Origin of the sequence: Luteibacter sp. UNC138MFCol5.1 (genome assembly GCF_900110505.1) — a bacterium.
Taxonomy (GTDB): Bacteria; Pseudomonadota; Gammaproteobacteria; order Xanthomonadales; family Rhodanobacteraceae; genus Luteibacter.
The window spans coordinates 676,086-696,823 of the sequence record NZ_FODZ01000003.1; the positions used below are offsets into that span (position 1 = coordinate 676,086).

Here is a 20,738-nt window from a genome sequence, read left to right on the forward strand (position 1 = left end):
CGCTCCGTCACAGGATCAGGGGTGGCATGCCCTTGAGCACGGCCGGACCCAGCGTGGAAGAAAGCATCAGCGCCGCACCGCTGGTCACCGTGATCGCGGCGGTCGCGTTGACGGCGACCGTCGCACCGGCGGTGATCGATACCGCGGCGCCGGACGTGATCGAGGTGGCCCCGCCCGACGACAGGTTGATCGCCCCCGCGCCGGTCACGCGCAACGTCGTACCGAAGATCTGCACCTCGCCCGTACGCTTCATGACGATGCGGGCGAGACCCGTGACGAGCTCGATCTCCTCCCCCGCCTCGATGCGCAGCCGACGGCCGACGTGCAAGGTGTCGTCGCGCGCCACGTCGTGGCTGCGGTCGCGGCCGATCGACGCCGTCTCGTCGCGGTCGATGGTGCTGAAGTGGTCGTTCTCCGCCTCGTGGCGAAGATCGCGCTGCGCATGCAGCAGCAGCTCCTCGGCACCCTTGCGGTCCTCGAAGCGCACTTCGTTCGCCTCGCCTTGCGCACCGCGCAGGCTGCGGCTGACGAAGCCGCTGCGCGTCTTCTCGCCGGGCAGCGCGTACGGCGGCAGGTGGTCCTGGTTGTAGACGGAGCCGATGACGAGCGGCCGGTCGGGGTCGCCTTCGAGGAAGCCGACGATCACTTCCTGACCGACGCGCGGAATGAACTGAGCGCCCCAGCGCTTGCCCGCCCATGACGTACCGACACGCACGGGGCACGACTGGTCGGCCTTCGGTTTGCCCGGCGGATTCCAGAAGAACGTCACCTGCACGCGCCCGAGGCTGTCGACCTCGATGTCCTCGTCGACTTCGCCGTGGACGACGGCCGTCTGCACACCGGCGATGCGCGGCCACGGCGTGGTCTGCGCGGCGCGGAACGGCTGGCGCGCGCGGATGGCACGGAAGCGGCAGGCGAATGGCGCTTCGTCGGCGTCCGGCTCGATGCCACCGGCCTGGTAGTCCACTTCGACGAGCCGCGTCGTCGCCCCGATCACCAGGTATTCGCGGTTCGCCTCCCGCAGCGGGAAGTCGCGCAGGGTGAACAGCGCGCCCGTCGCGAGGCCCACGGCGTCCGTGACGGCCTCGCTCGTGGCGGCCGGCACGTTCAGCGCGTCGACGCGCACCTGCGCGAATCGCTGGCCGGTCGATACCTGCTGCGCATGACCGACCGATCCATACGGGTAATCGTAGATCTCCAGACCGGACACCGGATGCACGTCGGCGGCGTCGGTCACCTGCTCGTTCGCGAGCAGGCTCGCCTTGGGTCGCTGGTAGTCGTAGTCGTCGAGTCGCACGCGTGTCGGGTTGACGGACAGCGCGCTCGTCCATTCGGTGATCGACGCCTTGACCCGATGGCCGCGCTCGGTCGGCGGCGCATAGGGAATGGATTCGAAACCGGGAACGGGCGCGTGAGCACCCAGCGCGTCGGCGAGCACCATCGTGTGGCTCCCCTGCGCGTGGGTGAAGTAGTAATAGATGCCCTCCTGCTCCATCAGCCGACTGATGAAGTCGAAGTAGCTTTCGCGGTACTGCACGCAGTACTCGCGGGCCGTGTAGTTGCCGGTCAGGCTGAGCCGCACGTCGCTGTACCCGAACTCGGCCAGGACCTCCCGAACGATCTGCGGCACGGACTTGCCCTTGTAGATCCGGCAGTCCGAGGTCTGCCGGAGCAGCCACGGCTTCGGTCGCACGGTGAACGCGTATACGGCGTACCTGACGTTATCGATGGCGACGAAACCACCCTGCTCCGCCTCCACCGCGATGCCGTGGAAGTGCCGCGTGTATCCCTGCGGAGTCTTCAGGGTCACCGTCATGGACGTGCCGAGCAGCGCGCGCAGGTCGACCTGCGCGTTCTTGCTGATCGCCTCGATGCGGAAGGCGAACAGCCGACCGAGCTCCTCCGTCGCCGTCATGCTGGCGAAGCGCAGGGTGTCGCCCAGCGACGATGCGAGGGTGATGGCGTGTGCCATGGATCATCCCGCTCCGCTCGCCGGCGCGAACCAGCCCGGGCCCAGGCCCTTGCCCAACGTCGCCTTCCAGCCGGACTCGCTCTTGGCGTAATCGTAGTTCTGCAGCTGCAGGTCCAGGCGCAGCTCAATCAGCCATTTCGCGGTGTCCTTCGTCAGGGCTCCGCGAATGAACTTCTCGATCTCGAGGCAAAGCGTCCGCCGCCCTTCCGCCGACCGCGGCGCCAGCGACTGCGAGCTTCCCGCGACGAACCGCTCCATCGCCGCATGATCCACCCCGGCGTTCACCAGCTGGCGCCAGGCCGCCATGGGATTGTCGCGGTCCCCGCCCATCGCCCAGTCCACCACCGCGCTCCGGAATGCGGCCGCGGCTTCGCCGAAGGCGCCCGAGTTCTCGTCGTTCGCCGCGACGACCGCATCGTCCTGCACCCAATGGATCTCCGCGATACGCGGATGCGATCGGATCACCAACAGCGACGGATACGACCGCGTGAACTTCGAATCCATGAACGTCCTGGCGGGAGCGACCGGCCCGCCGCTGCCGTTGAGCGCGCGCAGGTGCGCACCGCCCTCGCCGCCCATCTTGGCGAGGACATCGGCGAACGCCGATGCGATGCAGCCGTCGAAATCGTTGAATACGTGGTTGCCCTTGGCCATCTCGGTTCCTGGTAAGTCGCTGGGACGCTACGGTTGCTTACGGCCAGCCCTGGCCCGCCTGCCACTGGTCGAAGCCGGGGTCGGACGCGGTGTCGAGACCTTCGATGAAAATCCAGCGGCGATCGATGGAGCCCTTGTATGCCCACGCGCCGTTCGTCGACGGACCCTGCGGCGGGCCGTACTGCGCGGAGTCGCCCTTCAGCGTGCCGGCGATGAACCGGCCGGATTCGGTCAGCTCCGGCCAGTTGATCAGAACGGTGACGGTGTCGGCCGTACCGTTCTCGATGCCGCGACGACCGCGCACACCGGCCGTGGTGCCGTCCCACAGGAAGACATGCTGGTGGTGCTGCATCGCGATCATCGGCAGCGGATAGCCCGGCGGCATGCCGCGCTGCTCCTGCGTCTGCAGACCGTGCAGGGCCAGCTGGTTGCGCAGGTGCGCGACCCCGACGTTGTTCTTGTCGATGACGACGTGATAGTAGATGGCCACTTGGGTTCCTTCGTACCGGGAAGAGTCAGGCAAGCTGCGGCGCAGCGGCGTGGAAGTCGTAGGCGAACGAGCCGTCGACGACATCGATGCGAACGGCTTCGACGGGCACGCCCTCGATCGTGCGCATGAGCAGTTCGCGACTGATGTCCGGCAGCATCGTTTGAGTCAGGATCGCGTCGATCATGCGTCCGCCGGATTCGCTCTCCGTGCAGCGCGACACCACGAGGTCCACGACGGCGTCGCTCACCTCGAACGGCACGCGGTAACGCGATTCCACGCGACGCTTGATGCGATCCAATTGCAGCCTGACGATGCGGCCGAGCATGGCCTCGCTGAGCGGGTAGTACGGGATGGCGACGAGGCGGCCGAGCAGCGCGGGCGGAAATACATCCAGGAGCGGCGCGCGCAGGGCCTTGCCGATCGTGTCCGGATCGGGTGTCGGTGAGCCACTGGCACACATCCGCGCGATCACGTCGGTGCCGGCGTTGCTGGTCAGGATGATCAGCGTATTGCGGAAGTCGATGCGGCGACCCTCGCCGTCCTCCATCACGCCCTTGTCGAATACCTGGAAGAAGATCTCATGGACGTCCGGGTGGGCCTTCTCCACCTCGTCGAGCAGCACGACGGAGTACGGTCTGCGACGCACCGCCTCGGTCAGCACGCCGCCCTCGCCGTAGCCGACATACCCCGGCGGCGCGCCCTTGAGCGTGGAGACCGTGTGCGCCTCCTGGAACTCGCTCATGTTGATCGTGATGAGGTTCTGCTCGCCACCGTAGAGCGCCTCGGCGAGCGCGAGCGCCGTCTCGGTCTTGCCCACCCCCGAGGTGCCCGCGAGGAGGAAGACGCCGATGGGTTTGTCGGGGTTGTCGAGACCGGCGCGCGAGGTCTGGATGCGCCGGGCGATGGCGTCCATCGCATGGTCCTGCCCGATGACCCGCTGTCCCATCAGCGACGCCAGGTTCATCACGGTGTCGAGTTCGCTGCGCAGCATCCGGCCGACGGGAATACCGGTCCAGTCGGCGAGCACAGCGGCGACCGCCTGGTGGTCGACCGTCGGCAGGATGAGCGGCGTTTCGCCCTGGCGCTCCGCGAGACGCGCCTGCAATGCGCGCAGCTCGACGAGGACGCCGTCGCGCTCCTCGCCCGACGGTGCCTCGTCGCGGAGCCGCGCCCGCAAGGCGAGCACGCCGTCGACCAGGGTCTTTTCCTCCGCCCAGCCGGCTTCGAGATCGGCGAGCCGGGCGCGCTCGGCGACGAGACGCGTGTCGGCATCGGTTTCGCGCTCCACCACATCGATGCCCACGGCCTTCTCGCGCGCCACGATCGCCTGCTCGGTCTCCAGCGCCTGGATCCGCTTGCGTGAATCGTCGACGGCGGCGGGCACGGCATGCTGGCTCACCGCCACGCGCGCGCACGCCGTGTCGAGCAGGCTCACCGCCTTGTCGGGCAGTTGCCGTGCCGGGATGTAGCGATGCGACAGCTTCACGGCGGCCTCGATCGCTTCGTCGAGTACCTGCACCCCGTGGTGCGACTCCATGACGCCGGCGACCGTCCGCAACATGAGCACGCCGCGCGCCTCGTCGGGCTCGCCGACCTGCACCGTCTGGAACCGGCGCGTGAGTGCAGGATCCTTCTCGATGTGCTTCTTGTATTCGGCCCACGTCGTCGCGCCGATGGTGCGAAGCGTGCCGCGCGCCAGCGCGGGCTTCAGCAGGTTGGCGGCGTCGCCCGTCCCTGCCGCGCCACCCGCGCCGACCAGCGTATGCGCTTCGTCGATGAAGAGGATGACCGGCTTTTCCGAGGCCTGCACCTCGTCGATCACCTGGCGGAGGCGGCTCTCGAATTCGCCCTTCATGCTCGCACCGGCCTGAAGCAGGCCGACATCCAGCGCGCGCAGCTCGACGTCGCGAAGGGCCGGCGGCACATCGCCCGCCACGATCCGCTGCGCGAAACCCTCGACCACGGCGGTCTTGCCGACGCCCGCCTCGCCGACCAGCATCGGGTTGTTCTGGCGGCGTCGCATGAGGATGTCGACGACCTGGCGGATCTCGTCGTCGCGTCCCACCACCGGGTCGATCGATCCGTCGCGCGCCTGCGCGGTGAGGTCGACCGTGTAGCGCCGCAAGCCGTCGCGACCACCGAGGGCGGCGGGAGCGTCATCGGTGGACGTCGAACGGGCATCCATCCGGAAGCCGTCGCTCGCGGCGAGCCGGTCTTCGGGCGATCCGGCGACGATGCCGGGAAGCGTGTCGACGAAGCCTTCGGCACGCAGCTTGTCGAATTCCGGCGAGATGGCGGTCAGCACGTGGCGCAGGCGTCGTGTGCGCACGATGCCCGCGAGCAGGTAACCGGTGCGCACCTGCGCTTCGCCGAACGTCAGCGTCGCGTACACCCATGCACGTTCCACCGCTTCCTCGATGTCGGCCGACAGGTCGCTCACCGACGTCGCGCCGCCCGGGAGACGCTCCAGCGCGTCGTCGATGTCCCGCGCGAGCCGCGAGGCGTCGATGCCGGCGTGACGCACGACGCGATGCGCGTCGGAGTCGGCCAGCTGCAGGATCTGCTGCAGCCAGTGGACGAGCTCCACCTCGCGATGCCCACGCAGGCGGCAGGCCACGGTCGCGCTCTCGATCGCCTTGTAGGCGATGGCGTTGAGCTTTCCGAAGAGCGCGGTACGGCTGATATCGGTCACGATGGAGTCCTCGAGCGAAGCGGGTTGGCCGTGGCCCGCGGGGCCACGGCTGGATGGGAGTCGGGCTGGAGCACGAGATCGTCCGCGTCGTCCGGGCCGGCGAAGCGGCCCATCCAGGTCGACAGGCCCATGCGGGCGCCGCGGCCGAGGTGCGCCTGTGGCACCTCGTCGCGACGCAGGATGAGCTGGACATCCCACGCCATCGGATCGCCGACGTAGAAGCGGACGGCGGCGACCAGCACCGGAAGCGCCTCGCCACCCGGTAGGAAGCGTCTGTAGTCGGCCATCGCCATCGGTCCGAGGCGAACGCGGAAGCGGTTCTGGGCGTCGCGTACCGCGGCGCCCAGAACCGCCGTCGTGCCCAGCGCGGCCATCGCCTGCCCCATGCGTAGCCGCCCTTCGTCGGGCAGCGGCATCCAGCCCACGACGAATTCGTCCACGTGCACCGCGACGTCGAAGAACGCCGCGAGCATCGCGACCAGCCCTTCGGCATTGCGTGCCTGCGCGACGAGGCGCCCGGTCATGTAACGGCGGAAGCGGTCGGGCAGCGCGTCGCGGTCGGCGAGCGACGGCGCGTCGATGCCCGCCAGCGCTCCGGCGTAGCGCGCGAACGCGTCGTCATCCGGTCGGTCCAGCTGCGCGGTCGGCTGGGACTCGGCCCACGCCCTGTAGAACAGGCTGAGCATGCGGTGGTGGAACACGTCGGCGAACGCGGTGAACGTCGCGTCGCGCGCCGTGCGCTCTCGCTCGAGCGTGTATTCAGTGAGGTGCAGCGGCAGCGCGCCGTTCGGACCCCAGAGCCCGAGCATCAGGCTGTGGATGCGTGGCGGACGGCCGGGCTCCGTGTCGACGCGGTCGATGGCACGAGGGGCGAACGTGAGCGACGGCGCATGCGCAAGGCGCACGGGATCGTCCGCAAGGCGCGCGGAACGGCCGAGCCGCGGGCGGTCGACGTGAACGCACTCCACCCGCCGCAGCGCACCGAACCAGTCGAACGAACCCGGGTCGGCACGCAGCGCTTCGAAGAGCTCTACAGGATCGGGCGCGTGCCGGAGCGAGCCGTCCACCGTGCCACCTCGTTGCGTTCCAGGGTATGCAGCACCGTCTCGGTGAACGAATTCAGCGAGACGTAGCGCGAGAAGAAGTGTCGCATCACCGACCCGAAGAGGTACGCGCCCGAGCCCTCGAACGCGCGGTCCTCGCAGGTGATGCGTATCTCGAGGCCACGGCCGTACGTCGCCGGGCCCGGGATCGGAAGGCGCCGCACGATCGGCGCGGAGCGCACGTCGCGTACGCCGTCGACCAGCCGCCGCGTGGCCGCGTCGTGCTCGTCGGCGTAGAGCAGCAGCATCTCGCGCAGCGCCACGGCACCGTCGTCGTGATCGAGCAGCGAGAGGTAGTTCAGTTGCAGGTGGCTGATCAGCTTCCACGCCGCCTGCCCTTCCGCCATCGCGCCGCGGGGCCGCGTGGGTCCGGCGAGGCAGCGGATGCTGCGCACAGGCGCCTCGGTGTCGAGCTCGAAGTCGGTGCGTCCCTTCCCGACCGGCATGTGCAGCGGCAGGTCGCGATTGCTGCAGAGCAGCTGCATGCCGACCTGGCGAAGGCTGCTCGCGTAAGGGGCCTCGCGCGCGTCGACCAGCGAGACGAACACCTCGCTTCCGCCATAGCTCGACCGCGGCCCGTCCCGGCGCTGCCGCGAGGAAAGGAGACGCGGCTCGCGGCGAAGCGTGTAGAACGCGCCGGCCGGGTCGTGCCACGTGCGGGCATCCCCGCCGTAGAACGACCGGAACGCCTGTTCGGGCTCCTGGCTGTCGCCATAGCCCTGGACGTCGGCGATATCGACGACCTCGAAGTCGAGCGGACGCGAGCGGTCCGCCAGCACGTGATACTCCGCGGCGCCGTCACGCAGGTAGATGCGGTCGGCCCGGCGCGGGAACAGGTTGATGGCCGGCGTGCAGAACAGACGGAGGAACGACGCGTCCACGGCCCCGTCGAGGCGAGCGACGCCGCGGTCGAACCAGACGACGATGTCGAACCCGCTGGCGGACGATTGCGCGAGCACGCGGCGCAGACCGGTGAACGCGGCGAACTGGAAGCGCTGCGGGCACGCGAAGTATTCCTGAAGAAGCCGATAGCCGCTGAAGGACCGGTCCACCGGCGGCAGCAGCGCTTCGTCGTCGCCGAAGCCGCGCGCCTCGATGCGTGCCTGCTCGATGAAACGCGACTCCCCGTCGACGACGACGGAAAAGCCGAGCCCGTTACCGAGCACCTGCTCGTGGAGAAGCCCCGGAAGATCGCCCGTGCCCGCGAAGAACAGCGGCAACTCGTCGAAGGCCAGCGCGTCGAGTCGCGCGCCGGCGTTCAGGCCGAAGCGCAGGCGCAAGGCCGCGCGCGGCGCGGTCCCGGGTGGCACGGCGAGCCCGGCCGCCGCGATCGCCGCGGGAGTGGCGAGGTAGCGCGCCTCGCGCAGGCCCAGCGGAAGCAACGTCACGGTGTGCGCGGTGCGGTACTCGCAGGCCGTCCGCTCGCCGAAGCCGATCTGACTGCGCAGCGCGGTGCCGCGCGGCACGACGTGACCTTCGACCGGCAAGGTGCCGGCGTCGTCCGGCGTGAGCTCGACGACGGCCATCGACGGCACCGGCGCGAGGTAATGGGGATAGACCATGCGCAGCAGGTGCTGCGTGAACACCGGATGCTGCGCATCCAGCTTCATCTGCACGCGCGCGGCCATGAAGGCGAACCCTTCGAGGAGCCGCTCGACGTACGGATCGGCGCACTCGATGCCCTCCATGCCCAGGCGGCCCGCGATCTTCGGATACGCGCGCGCGAACTCGGCGCCCGACTCGCGGACGTGCTGGAGTTCCTGGTTGTAGTAGCGAAGCAGTCGGGGATCCATGGCGCTCTAACCGACGCCGTCGAACACGCTGAAGCGCGCGGTTTCGAGGTCGACTTCGGTTCTCAGGTACAGGTTCAGTGGCATGGGCTGCGCCCACATCGTCGAGACGATGCGGAACGACAGCGTGAGGCGGTCCATGCGCGACACATCCGTCTGCACGTCGACCTGCAGGCTCGCCGGGTCGAGCCGCGGTTCGAACGCGACGATCGACGCGCGAATGCGCTGCGCGAGCTCCTCGACGTCCATGCCGGCGATCGCGGCACCCGTGAGGTCGGGAATGCCGTAGCCGATGACCGAGCTCCCGACATGCGGAAGCCCGGCCTCGTCATCGCCCGCGCCGCGGCGCGTGCAGTTGAACAGCCAGCCCAGGTCGCGCACGACGTGCTCGCGCAAACGCGCCGCCGTCATCACGCGCTTCTCGCGGCTTTCCTCGGTGACGTGAGGCTCGTCGTCGCGAAGCCGGTCCAGCAGCGAGGGCTGGAGCCGTTCCTGGGTGGTCAGTTCCGCCATGCGTTACTCAGGCCTGGCCCTTGACCTGCTGCATGTCGTACGTGAACTCCTTCTTGCCGCCGTCCGGCTTGCCCTTGTCGTCCTGCGGCTGGAAGGCGTACTTGAACTTGCCGAAGTGCAGCGTGATGTTCTCGGTCAGGCGCTCGTCGCCACCGCTGCCGCCGGTGGACATCGACGTGACCATGACGCCCTCGCTCAGCTCGATCGTGACGAAATCGGTCTGCTCGCCCGTGGCGTTGGTGACGTAGAGCGTGGCGTTCTCCACGCGCGCGCCGGTGCAGCAGGCGTTGAGCAGGGCGTTGGAGCAGGAATCGACGAACTTGGTGATCGTGATGTCCTGCACGTTGGCCTTGCCGCCCGACGCGTAACCGGCACCGGTATGCAGGTTGCCCGAGTTGCTGGCACCCCAGGCCCACGCGATGATCGGTACCTCGCCCTTGTGCTTGGCGTGGTTGGATGCGCCCTCGATCTTGACCTGACCGGGGCCGAACTTGATGTGCATGTCGAATGCCATGGACGATTTCCTCGTTGACGCGTGAACGGGTGGCAAAAGGTTCCCGTCGCGCCCGTCGATTCAGGGCGCGAGGGTGTTTCAAGGTGACCGGATCAGGCGGCCTTGCCGGAGGGCAGGCGCGCGACCAGACGCAGCGACACCGTGAGGCCTTCCAGCTGGTAATGCGGCTTCAGGTAGAACTTGGAGGTGTAGTAGCCGGGGTTGCCCTCGACTTCCTCCACCACGACCTGCGCGGCGGCGAGCGGTTTGCGGGCCTTGGTTTCCTCGCTGGAGTTCACGGGATCGCCGTCGACGTAGTTGAGCACCCAGCTGCTGAGCCAGTTCTCCATCTGCTCGCGCGTGCTGAACGAGCCGATCTTGTCGCGGACGATGCACTTCAGGTAGTGCGCGAAGCGCGAGCAGGCGAACATGTACGGCAGGCGCGCGCTGAGCGCCGCGTTGGCGGTCGCATCCGGATCGTCGTACTCCTCCGGCCGGGCCAGCGACTGCGCGCCGATGAACGCAGCCATGTCGGAGTTCTTGCGATGCACGACCGGCATCAGGCCCATCTTGTCCAGTTCGGCCGAGCGGCGATCGGTGATCGCGATCTCGGTCGGGCACTTCATGTCCACGCCGCCGTCGTCGGTCGGGAAGACGTGCGCCGGGAGGTTGTCGACGATGCCGCCCGATTCCACGCCGCGGATGCGCGTGCACCAGCCGTACTGCTTGAACGAGCGGTTGATGTTCACGCCCATCGCGTAGGCGGCGTTCTGCCAGGTGTACTTCGACGAATCGGCGCCGGCGGTGTCTTCCTCGAAATCGAAGTCCTCGACCGGATCGGTCTTCGCGCCATACGGAAGGCGGGCCAGCGTGCGCGGCATCGTCAGCGCGACGTACTTGGCGTCCTCGCTGTCGCGCAGCGAGCGCCATGCCGCGTAGTCCGGCGTGGTGTAGATCTTCGCCAGGTCGCGTGGATTGGCCAGCTCGTTCCAGCCGTCCATGCCCAGGAGGCCCGGCGCGGCCGCGGCGATGAACGGCGCGTGCGAAGCGGCGGCGATCTGCGACATGCCGCGCAGCAGCTCGACGTCCTGCGGGCTGTGGTCGAAGTAGTAATCGCCGATGAGGCAGCCATACGGCTCGCCACCGAGCTGGCCGTATTCTTCCTCGTAGATCTTCTTGAAGATCGGGCTCTGGTCCCAGGCGGTGCCCTTGTAGCGCTTGAGCGTGCGGCCCAGTTCGCTCTTGGATACGTTCATCACGCGGATCTTCAGCTGCGTATCCGACTCGGTGCTGGTCACCAGGTGGTGCAGGCCGCGCCAGGCGCCTTCCAGCTGCTGGAATTCCGGGTGGTGCAGGATCAGGTTGATCTGCTCGGTGAGCTTGCGGTCGATCTCGGCGATGTACGCGTTGATCGTCTGGGCGACGTCGTCCGATACCACGTCGGCACGATCGAGCACCTGCTCGGCCAGCGTGCGGACGGCCGACTCGACCTCTTCGCGCGCCCGCTCGCTCTTGGGACGGAATTCCTTCGTCAGGAGGGCCGCGAAATCGTTGCCCTCGACGGTGTCGACCGACGGCTCGACGGCCTGGGTCTGTTGCGTGGCCATGGGATCAGCCCTCCTGCGGGTCGTTGGTCTTGCGCGTGGCGGCGAGCGCGGCCAGCAGCGCGGGATCCTGCAATGCCTGGGCGATCAGCTTTTCCGCGCCGGCCTTGCCGTCGAGGTAGGTGCCCAGGTTGGCCAGCTGCGTGCGCGCCTCGAGCAGCTTCGCCAGCGGCTCGACGCTGCGGGCGATCGCGGCGGGCGTGAAGTCGTCCATGTGCGAGAAGCTCATGGCCACATTGAGGCTGCCCTCGCCCGTCAAGGTATTCGGCACGCTGATGGCGACCGATGGGCGGGTGGACTCCAGCCGCTCGTTGAAGTTGTCCGCGTCGATCTCCAGCGCCTTGCGCTCCTCGATCGCCGGCAGGTCCGCCGCGCTGGCGCCCGAGAGCTCGGCCATCACGCCCATGACGAAGGGGATGCTGACCTTCTTCTGGGCGCCGTAGAGCTCGACGTCGTATTCGATCTGGACCCGCGGGGCGCGGTTGCGGGCGATGAACTTCTGGCTGCTCGGCTTGGCCATGGAGGCGTCCTCTGGCATTTCAATAGACAACATGAATCAACTTGATAGATTTGTTTCACCCTATCAATCGAGGCGCCATTGTCGGCCACGCTACCCATCACCTGAAATCGTTCGTCGATATAGGAGGCATAAAGAGATGTGATAGCTCCTGACGTCATGAACGCCGCCTTCGTCCGGTACGCGCGCGCGTCGCTTTGCGATTGCCGCGTCACATGGGCGACGGCATCATGCCCGCCATGGAATCCGTCTCGATCGTCCCCGAAGCCCCCGCCCCGGTCCTGCCGTCGGGCGGCATGGTCGTCAACTGCGTGGCCTACCGCACCGACGGGTGTCGCATCGGCGACATCAGCATCGATGCGATCAGCGACGTGCTGAAGGAGCCGGATACGTTCGTCTGGGTGGGCCTGCACGAGCCCGATGAAGCCCTGCTGCTGAAGCTGCAGGAGGAATTCGACCTGCACGATCTGGCGATCGAGGACGCGCAGCACGCGCACCAGCGCACCAAGATCGAGGCCTACGGCGACTCGCTGTTCATCGTGGCGCAGACGGCGCAGCTCGTCGGCGGCAACATCGCCTTCGGCGAAACGCAGATCTTCCTCGGCCGCCGCTACTTCGTGACGGTCCGCCACGGCGCGTCGCTCTCGTACGCGCCGGCGCGCCGCAGCTGCGAGCAGACGCCGGAGCTACTGGCGATGGGTCCGAGCTACGCGCTCTACGCGGTGCTCGACTTCATCGTGGACAACTTCCTGCCGATCGTCCGCGACTTCCGGCAGGAGCTGCACGAGCTCGAGAACGACATCTTCGCGGAGACGTACAACCGCCAGACCATCAAGCGCCTGTACGACATGCAACGGGAACTGATGACGCTACGTCTCGCCGTCGCGCCGCTGCAGGACATCGTGGCCCAGCTGACCCGCCTGCACCCGCACCTGATCCACGACGAACTGCGCGCGTACTTCCGCGACATCTACGATCATGTGTTCCGCGTCAACGAATCCATTTCGGCCATGCGCGAAATGCTCGGCGCCGCCATCAGCGTGAACCTCGCCCTCGTCACCTTCGGCCAGAACGAGGTGATGAAGAAACTCGCCGGCTGGGCGGCCATGCTCGCCGCCCCGACGCTGATCACCAGCTGGTACGGCATGAACTTCGTGCACATGCCCGAGCTCGACAAACCCTGGGCCTACCCCGCCATCACCTGCCTGGTGGCCTGCATCGTCGGCGGCATCTTCATCGCGCTGAAGCGCAACCGGTGGTTCTGAGGTTCTTGATCGCAGCGACAAGACCTCCCGCTGTGCCTGGAAAACGAAATGGCCGCATCGCGCGGCCATTTCGTCTTGCGGCTTACTTGGCGCCAGGCGCCGTCCACTCCTTCAGCCACGCGTTCACCGTTTCATGCCACTGCACGCTGTTCTGCGGCTTCAGCACCCAGTGGTTTTCGTCGGGGAAGTGCAGGAGCTTGCTGGGGATGCCGCGACGCTGCAGGGCGGTGAAGGCGCCCAGGCCCTGCGTGTCCGGGATGCGGAAGTCCTTGCCGCCGTGGATGACGAGCATCGGCACGCGCCAGTCCTTGACGTGGTTGACCGGATTGAAGCGCTCGTAGTTTTCCGGATGGTCGTACTGCGTGCCGCCGTTTTCCTTTTCCTCGAACCAGAGTTCGTCGGTATCGTAGTACATGGCGCGCGCGTCGAAGACGCCGTCGTGGTCGACGAAGCACTTCCACGGCTGGTTCCAGTTGCCGGCCATCCAGTAGACCATGTAGCCGCCGTAGCTCGCGCCGAGCGCGCACGCCCGGTTGCCATCGAGGAACTTGTACTTCGACAGCGCGTCGCTCCAGCCCGCCTTGAGGTCTTCCAGCGGCTTGCCGCCCCAGTCGCCCGAGATGGATTCGGTGAACGCCTGGCCGTAGCCGGTGGAACCGTGGAAGTTGACGGTGACCACCGCGAAGCCCTGCCCCGCGTACGTCTGCGCGTTCCAGCGATAGCTCCAGCTGTTCGTCATCGCGCCCTGCGGGCCACCATGGATGATGAACGCCACCGGATAGGTCTTGCCACGCTTGAAGCCGACCGGCTTCACGACGTAACCCTGCACCGTCTCGTTGTTCCAGCCCTTGAAGGTGAAGAACTCGAAGTCGCCGACCTGCGCGCCCTTGAGGCGCTTCGCATTGAAGTGCGTGACCTGCTTCAGGCCCTTGCCCTTCAGGTCGGCGGTGTAGAGATCGGCCGGTCGCTTCAGATCGTCACGCGAAAGCAGGAACGTCTTGCTACCGGCGGAGAAAGCACCCACCGAACCGTCGGTCACCAGCATCGTGGCCTTGCCGGTCGCTACGTCGATGGCGAACAGCGGATGCTGGCCATTGTCGTCGGTGGTCGTGTAGAGCGTCTTGCCATCGGCCGACACCTGCAGCGCGCCCGCGGAACGGTCCCACGACGGGTCGACTTCGCGCTTCGCACCCGTGGCGATATCCATGGCCATGATGGCGAAGCGGTCGGCTTCCGAGCCGGGCTCCTTCATCGCCGTATAGAAGAGCGTTTTGCCGTCCGGCGACACGAGCGGGTTCGCGTCCCACGCCAGATTGTCGGCGGTGAGGTTCTTCGGCTCGGCCGATCCGTCGGCCGGCACGCTGAAGATGTCGAAATTGGTCGACCACGGTTCGGTCTTACCGGCGATGCGCGCGTCGAAGTACACCGTCCGGCCGTCCGGCGAGAACGAGAACTCGTCGTCGCCACCGAACGGCTTGCTCGGGACGTCGCCGTCGATGCCGCGGCTCAGCAGCAGCGGCTGCGAGGCGGCCGTGGCGTCGGCGATGTAGAGCTGCGCGCGGCGGCCGTCGCTCCACGTATCCCAATGGCGGACGAAGAGCTTGTCGTACACCGTGCCGGAGGCCTTGTCCTTCTCGCGGCCATCCAGCCGCTCCTTCGTGCAGGCCAGGTCGGCGCAGTCGGTGAAGACGTCGTACGTGAGCAGCAGTTTCGAGCCGTCGGGCGAGAGCTTGAACGCGTTGACGTCGAGCGGGCCGTCGGTCACCGCCTCTCCGGTACGGACGGTCAGCGACAGGCCCTTGCCCGATGCATCGGCGTCGAACGCGCGATGCCAGACCTGCGCGGTGCCGTCCTTCGCCGCGACGTAATAGATCGACTTGCCATCTGGCGCCCAACGCGCCGACGAACCCTTCTCGACGATCTTGACGGGCTGCGGCGGCTTATTGAGGTCAAGAACATAGAGCGACGTGACACCCTTGTTCGCCGCGTAATCCGTGGCGCGCACCGAGAACAGCGCGTAACGCCCGTCCGGCGAGAGCTGTGGATCGCTCACGCGATCCATCATGACCAGGTCGCGGATGGAGAACGGATGCGAAGCGGCGCTGTCGGCGTCGGCGGCCATAACGGGACCGGCCGCCAGCGCGAGGGCCAGCGCGGCGAAGAGGGGTTTCATGGTGTTGGAGCTCCCTGGGAATGCAGGGAGGGACGGTAAGGGGTGGCGGGTGGGAGCGCAAGCGGCTCCAATGCGATGTCTCGCGGCGCGACCTGGTCCGAAAGAGTGACTGCAATCACGTTTGGACGGCCATATCGCAGAACCTTGTGGCGGCTGGTACGGAACGTGCTCACACTCGGACACATCCCGTTACGAACCCACCACCATGCGAACGATACAACGAGCCAGGGGCTTTACTCTCATCGAACTGATGATTGTCGTGGCAATCATCGCCATCCTGGCGGCGATCGCGATTCCCGCTTACCAGGATTATACGATCCGGTCGCAGGTCTCCGAGGGCCTCAGCCTCAGCACCGGGGCGAAGACGGCGATATGGGATTTCGTCGCCGACAAAGGACGATTGCCTCCCACGAATCTGTCGGCGGGCCTGGCCAGCGCCGCTAGCATCAATGGCTCGTATGTCTCGTCGGTTACTGTTACCGACGGGCTCGTAACCATCGCGTTCAACAAGCCGAAGGCAAATTCAAACGTTCGCAACGCCAGCCTGCTCCTGTCTCCGGTTACCAGCGGCGGCTCCATCATGTGGCGGTGCAAGGGCGGGACGACGATGAGCCAAAAGTATCTGCCATCGAACTGTCGCACGGCCTGAGCGACCGCAAATAGACAGGCGTACTGACAAATTTCGTCACATCATGACCCGCAACGTCACTTCACTAGTTCGCGTAACCCGCTGAAAAACGTGAATTCTTCCTGTTGATCGTCAATCGTGATCCGATGCACAATCCCGGCACCGGCGAATATGCGGCAATACACCGGTCGCGAGGGGAATGGCACGTAAGGTGCAGGTCTCGTGGCGAGCTTCCTGGTCGTTCCTGACCAAAAGTAAGTGAGGGAGTGCCGAAACCCGCTTCGCGGGGGAAGGGGCTAGGGCTCAGGGGGCATCACTTTTTCGGTTGGTCTCAACACAAGCAGAACTGAGGAATTTCCATGAAGAATATCCAGAAGGGCTTCACGCTCATCGAACTGATGATCGTGGTCGCGATCATCGCGATCCTCGCCGCCATCGCCATCCCGGCTTACCAGGACTACACCATTCGCTCGCAGGTCACCGAAGGTCTGAGCCTGGCCGACGGCGCGAAGACGGCTGTCGCTGAGTACTACACCAACCGCGGTACGATGCCGCAAGCCGCCGACAGCAACGCGTCCGTCGGCCTCGCGGCCGCAGCCAGCATCGGTGGCAGCTACGCTCAGAAGGTGCAGGTCGGCCAGAACGGCGTCATCACGGTGACGTACGGCGGTACCGGTACGTTTGGTAAGAAGGCGAATAAGAACCTTAGCGGCGCGACTCTCGAGCTCTCTCCGATCACGGGCGCGGGCAGCATCGCATGGAGCTGCCGTAAGGGCGCAACCACTCCGGTCGCTCCGAAGTATTTGCCGTCCAGCTGCCGCTAATATGCCGTTCACGCGATGGCTTTATGCCGTCACGTACTTGAAGAAGGGTCGCTCCGGCGACCTTTCTTTTTATGCGCGATCGGAGTCGTTCTGGTTCGTCACGATCATTTCGATCGTCGCAGCCACGCTTGTGTACCTGCCAGGCCTGCATGGGCCATTTCTCTTTGACGATTACGCAAACCTTCCCTCCCTTGGCGATACCGGCCCAATCGACAACGCAGCGGCATTTGCCCGGTACATCACTTCAGGTACCGCAGATCCGACAGGGCGCCCGGTTTCCCTGCTTACGTTTCTTGTCGACGCACACGACTGGCCGGCTGATCCATACCCATTCAAACGCACCAATCTGATCCTGCACCTCCTCAACGGTGCACTGCTCGCCCTGCTACTGCGCCGTCTTGGCCGCATCCTGTTCGAGGGCCGTTACCGGCCGTTTCATATCGAGTCGGCCGCTGCGCTCGGCGCCACGCTGTGGCTGATCCACCCGCTCTTCGTTTCCACGACCCTTTACATCGTGCAGCGCGAAGCCATGCTGTCTGCGACGACCACGCTGCTGGGCCTGCACCTCTGGTTGCGAACAAGGCACTTGCTGGACGTCGGTCGGGTCGCGGCCGCCTGGTGGACGGCAACGGCGATCGCAGCGGTTACGCTTATCGGAACGCTCGCGAAAGCCAACGGGCTTCTCCTACCGCTACTCATCCTGACCGTGGAATGCTGCCTGCCGAATCGCGGCACCGGGCACGTTCATGGTCGCCGGCTGCTCCTCACGTGCGTAGCGGTCGTCCCCAGCGCGCTGACCGGTCTGTATCTCGTTTCGCAGGGCATTTCGAACGCCATGCACGGTATCCCGTATCGTGATTGGACCCTCGCGCAGCGGCTGCTGACGGAACCCCGGGTTGTCTGGGAATACCTGCGCCTGCTGTGGATGCCGACACCGTTCACCTCGGGCGTATTCAACGACGCATGGCCGATTTCGACTTCACCATGGGCACCGTGGACAACGCTGCCCGCGATCGCCGGCCTTGCGGCTCTCGGCACGACCGCCTGGTGGCTTCGCCGTTCGCGTCCCGCGCTCGCCATGGGGATTCTCTTCTTTTTCGCCGGGCACGCACTCGAATCCACGACCGTTCCCCTGGAACTCTACTTCGAGCATCGCAACTATCTTCCGGCGATGCTCCTGTTCTGGCCGATCGCGCTCTGGCTGACGCGTCCGGCTCCTGCGCCCGGCGTGCCGGCCCGATGGCGCTTCGCGCTCGCCGCGGTCATCGTCGTGGCACTGGGTGCCATGACATTCGCCAACGCCAGCCTCTGGGGTAACGGCTCCAGTCAGGCCCTCGTCTGGGCCCGGCTGAATCCGGAATCGCCTAGGGCCCAGGTCCTCGCCGCGCAGACTGAGGTCGAACGACACCGGCCGGATCTCGCCATCGCCCGGCTCACTCCGCTTCTGACGCGCTACCCCCATCAGGCACAGATTTCGCTGAACCTCCTCTCCGCGCAGTGTGCGACCGGCGCCGTACCCGCAACGACCCTCGATGCGGCCAACATCTCGCTCAGGGAATCGGTGGATACGGGAAGCCTCCTTTCATCATGGTTCTTCCGCGCAATCGACGCGGCGAAAGCGGGCGCTTGCACGGGTCTGACGCTCGAGGCACTGGACAATCTCGCGCGCGCCGGAGCGGAAAATCCGAGGCTGGCCGTGGGGCGCGTACAGGATCTTCTGCACGTACGTGGACAGATCGCCCTGGCGGGAGGGAACGTCGAGCGTGCGTCAGGGTACTTCATACAGGCGACTCTGAAAGAGCCGAATCCTGCGCTGGCGCTGACCCAGGCCGCGGCACTAGGGTCGGCTGGATTCCCGAAAGAGGGCCGAGCCCAACTCGCATACTACGCCTCGCACAAGAGCAACCAGGGGTATGCAGGATTCCGCATGCCCACGCTTCATGCCTGGGTACTGCGCCGGCAGGGTTACTGGGAACGAGAGATCGCCCGTCTCGATGCGACCCTGCGGTCGGATATCATGGCGGGCAGCCCCCGGACCGCCCAATGATGCCGATCAGCCGATACCGTCCCTACCTCGCTCTCGCCATCGCTCTTCTGATCGCGGCCGCGATCTACTCGCCCGGGCTGTCCGGATCGTTTTTCTTCGATGATCACCCGAACATCGTGGACAACAAGGCCGTACAGCCTGGCGCCGTCAGCCTCGCGGAATTGACGGCAGCCGCCCTGTCGTCCCCGTCGAGCGACTTCAAACGTCCACTTTCGTCACTGACGTTCGCGGCCAACTTCCTCGCTTCGGGGTTGTCGCCGTTCTGGTTCAAGCTGACGAACCTGCTCCTCCATCTGGCCAACGGCGTCCTTCTCTACTTCGTGGTGGAGCGGCTCTGGCAATTCGCCTGGCCGGCAGGTCGACGGGACGGCTCACATCTCGCGGCACTCCTCGTAACGGCCGCGTGGCTTGTCCTACCGATCAATCTCACGGCCGTGCTCTACATCGTGCAACGCATGGAGAGCCTTGCGAACCTGTTCGTGCTGTCCGGGCTGCTCGGCTACCTGGTGGCGCGCCGGCGGATGATGGAAGGCCGAGGTGGCCTGGTAGCCGCCTGGCTGAGCCTGCTGTCGGGGGTTGCCATTGGCTCTCTCGCCAAAGAGACCGCCGTGATGCTTCCGCTCTACGCGGCCACGATCGAGTACCTGGTCATCCGCCCGCGGGCAGGGGTCAAAGACCGCCGCATCGATGCGCTGTTCCTGGTCGTACTCGTGCTCCCACTGGTCGCGGGCGCGTGCTGGCTGTCGCCCAAGATCTTCGCAACGGAAAGCTGGGCGCACCGCGACTTCACGCTGGGCACGCGCTTGCTGACGGAAGCGCGCGTAGTGGTCGATTACCTGGTCTGGTCGCTGATACCCACGCCTCGGGCACTGTCCTTCTACCACGACGACTTTTCGGTCTCCACGGGCCTGCTCAGCCCCTGGACGACGCTGGCGAGCCTGGCCTTTCTGCTGGCCGTCGCCGTCAGCGCTTTCCTGATGCGACGGCGGAACCCGACCTATGCGGCCGGCATCGCTCTCTTCCTGGGCGCACAGTTGCTGACGGCGACAGTCCTCCCGCTCGAACTGGTGTACGAGCACCGGAATTACTTCGCCAGCGGGGGCCTTCTGATCGCGCTGGTCTCCCTATTCCGCGTCGGGACCGAATCATCGACCGATGGTGTCGTGCCATACCGGCTCGGAATTCTCGTCATCGGCCTGCTGGCCGTGTTCTACGCGGGACAGACGCTGCTGACGTCGATCAGCTGGGGAGACCCATTGAAGATGGCGGCCGAACTCGCCTGGCGCGCTCCGGATTCTCCGCGCGCACAGTACGAGCTTGGCCGCACATACATCATTTACTCGCGTTACAAGGCCGACTCGCCCTTCACGCCTCTGGCCTACGCACCGCTCGAGCGTGCCGCGGCACTTCCCGACGCCTCCATCCTTCCTCTGCAGGCACTGGTCTTCTTCAATGCCCGGCTCGGTCGGCCGATCGACGATAGGTGGTGGCTCGGGATGACCGACGTGCTGCGCAAGCGTCGTGCAAGGGTCGAGGACGAGAGCTCGCTCATTTCACTCACGCAATGCCTGCAGAACGGACAATGCGACTTTCCCGCCGAGCGTCTCATGGACGCTTATCAGGCCGCGCTGTCTCACCCGGAACCGTCGGGCCGGCTGCTGGGCGCCTATGGGGACTTCGCCTGGAACATGCTGCAGGACCGCGAACTCGCCGAGCGCGTGACGCGCGAAGCCATCGCAGCCGCACCAGCCGAGCCAGCGTACCGCATCACACTGGCTAGAATGCTCATCGATGATGGCGATCCTGTGGCGGCACGACGAGCCATCGCGGATGTCGCGGCTCTCAATTTCGGCGGACGCCTGCAGAGCACGATCGACGAACTCGACCGCCAGCTCGATGCGAAGCAGACGAAATTGACCGAATGACGGCACTAGCAGAATCGGGCCGAGGGTCGCAGATGGGTGCGCGAGGCA

The 20,738-nt window shown here is 66.2% G+C and carries 16 protein-coding genes; 5 read left to right on the top strand and 11 right to left on the bottom strand.

Annotated elements, in window-relative coordinates:
* Positions 1-7 precede the first annotated feature (7 nt).
* The 10 genes from tssI to tssB form a co-directional block, all read right to left on the bottom strand.
* Positions 8-1,972, bottom strand: a complete 1,965-nt coding sequence (gene tssI, locus BMY69_RS11570) for a type VI secretion system Vgr family protein (protein WP_090178154.1) — start codon at positions 1,970-1,972, stop codon at positions 8-10.
* A gap of 3 nt (positions 1,973-1,975) precedes the next feature.
* Positions 1,976-2,626, bottom strand: coding sequence for a hypothetical protein (locus BMY69_RS11575; protein WP_090178156.1), 651 nt, complete (start codon positions 2,624-2,626; stop codon positions 1,976-1,978).
* Positions 2,627-2,663: 37 nt separating this feature from the next.
* Complete coding sequence (locus tag BMY69_RS11580) at positions 2,664-3,116, bottom strand: hypothetical protein (protein ID WP_090054702.1); 453 nt, start codon at positions 3,114-3,116, stop codon at positions 2,664-2,666.
* A 25-nt stretch (positions 3,117-3,141) separates the two neighbouring features.
* On the bottom strand, positions 3,142-5,808 hold the full coding sequence (gene tssH / locus BMY69_RS11585) for a type VI secretion system ATPase TssH (protein WP_090178159.1): 2,667 nt from the start codon (positions 5,806-5,808) through the stop codon (positions 3,142-3,144).
* A complete protein-coding gene (gene tssG / locus BMY69_RS11590) occupies positions 5,805-6,875 on the bottom strand; it encodes a type VI secretion system baseplate subunit TssG (RefSeq protein ID WP_090178162.1) in 1,071 nt (356 codons plus the stop codon). The genes tssH and tssG overlap by 4 nt, the downstream gene beginning before the upstream one ends.
* Positions 6,839-8,704, bottom strand: coding sequence for a type VI secretion system baseplate subunit TssF (gene tssF / locus BMY69_RS11595; RefSeq protein ID WP_090178165.1), 1,866 nt, complete (start codon positions 8,702-8,704; stop codon positions 6,839-6,841). The genes tssG and tssF overlap by 37 nt, the downstream gene beginning before the upstream one ends.
* Positions 8,705-8,710: 6 nt before the next feature.
* Complete coding sequence (tssE, locus tag BMY69_RS11600) at positions 8,711-9,214, bottom strand: type VI secretion system baseplate subunit TssE (RefSeq protein WP_090054708.1); 504 nt, start codon at positions 9,212-9,214, stop codon at positions 8,711-8,713.
* Positions 9,215-9,221: 7 nt separating this feature from the next.
* Entirely contained in the window at positions 9,222-9,728 is a 507-nt protein-coding gene (locus BMY69_RS11605) for an Hcp family type VI secretion system effector (RefSeq protein WP_090178168.1), read from the bottom strand.
* A gap of 92 nt (positions 9,729-9,820) precedes the next feature.
* Positions 9,821-11,314, bottom strand: coding sequence for a type VI secretion system contractile sheath large subunit (gene tssC, locus BMY69_RS11610; RefSeq protein WP_090178170.1), 1,494 nt, complete (start codon positions 11,312-11,314; stop codon positions 9,821-9,823).
* 4 nt (positions 11,315-11,318) lie between these two features.
* Positions 11,319-11,831 carry a type VI secretion system contractile sheath small subunit gene (gene tssB, locus BMY69_RS11615; protein ID WP_090054713.1) on the bottom strand — a complete coding sequence of 171 codons (513 nt, stop codon included), beginning with the start codon at positions 11,829-11,831 and terminating at the stop codon, positions 11,319-11,321.
* A gap of 293 nt (positions 11,832-12,124) precedes the next feature.
* Between tssB and BMY69_RS11620 the strand changes: the two genes are divergently transcribed.
* Positions 12,125-13,093: a magnesium and cobalt transport protein CorA gene (locus BMY69_RS11620; RefSeq protein ID WP_090055861.1), complete on the top strand. Its 969-nt coding sequence runs from the start codon at positions 12,125-12,127 to the stop codon at positions 13,091-13,093.
* A gap of 82 nt (positions 13,094-13,175) precedes the next feature.
* Here BMY69_RS11620 and BMY69_RS11625 read toward each other — a convergent pair whose 3' ends face one another.
* The gene (locus BMY69_RS11625) at positions 13,176-15,266 is read right to left on the bottom strand and encodes a S9 family peptidase (protein ID WP_090178172.1); all 2,091 of its coding nucleotides are present in this window, start codon (positions 15,264-15,266) and stop codon (positions 13,176-13,178) included.
* A 205-nt stretch (positions 15,267-15,471) separates the two neighbouring features.
* Here BMY69_RS11625 and BMY69_RS11630 point away from each other — a divergent pair, with 205 nt between their 5' ends.
* The 4 genes from BMY69_RS11630 (at position 15,472) to BMY69_RS11645 (ending at position 20,690) form a co-directional block, all read left to right on the top strand.
* A complete protein-coding gene (locus tag BMY69_RS11630) occupies positions 15,472-15,915 on the top strand; it encodes a pilin (RefSeq protein ID WP_090178175.1) in 444 nt (147 codons plus the stop codon).
* A gap of 338 nt (positions 15,916-16,253) precedes the next feature.
* A complete protein-coding gene (locus tag BMY69_RS11635; RefSeq protein WP_090178178.1) occupies positions 16,254-16,718 on the top strand; it encodes a pilin in 465 nt (154 codons plus the stop codon).
* Between the two features lie 37 nt (positions 16,719-16,755).
* The gene (locus BMY69_RS11640) at positions 16,756-18,765 is read left to right on the top strand and encodes a tetratricopeptide repeat protein (RefSeq protein WP_177191146.1); all 2,010 of its coding nucleotides are present in this window, start codon (positions 16,756-16,758) and stop codon (positions 18,763-18,765) included.
* A complete protein-coding gene (locus tag BMY69_RS11645; RefSeq protein ID WP_177191147.1) occupies positions 18,762-20,690 on the top strand; it encodes a hypothetical protein in 1,929 nt (642 codons plus the stop codon). The genes BMY69_RS11640 and BMY69_RS11645 overlap by 4 nt, the downstream gene beginning before the upstream one ends.
* Positions 20,691-20,738: the final 48 nt, after the last annotated feature.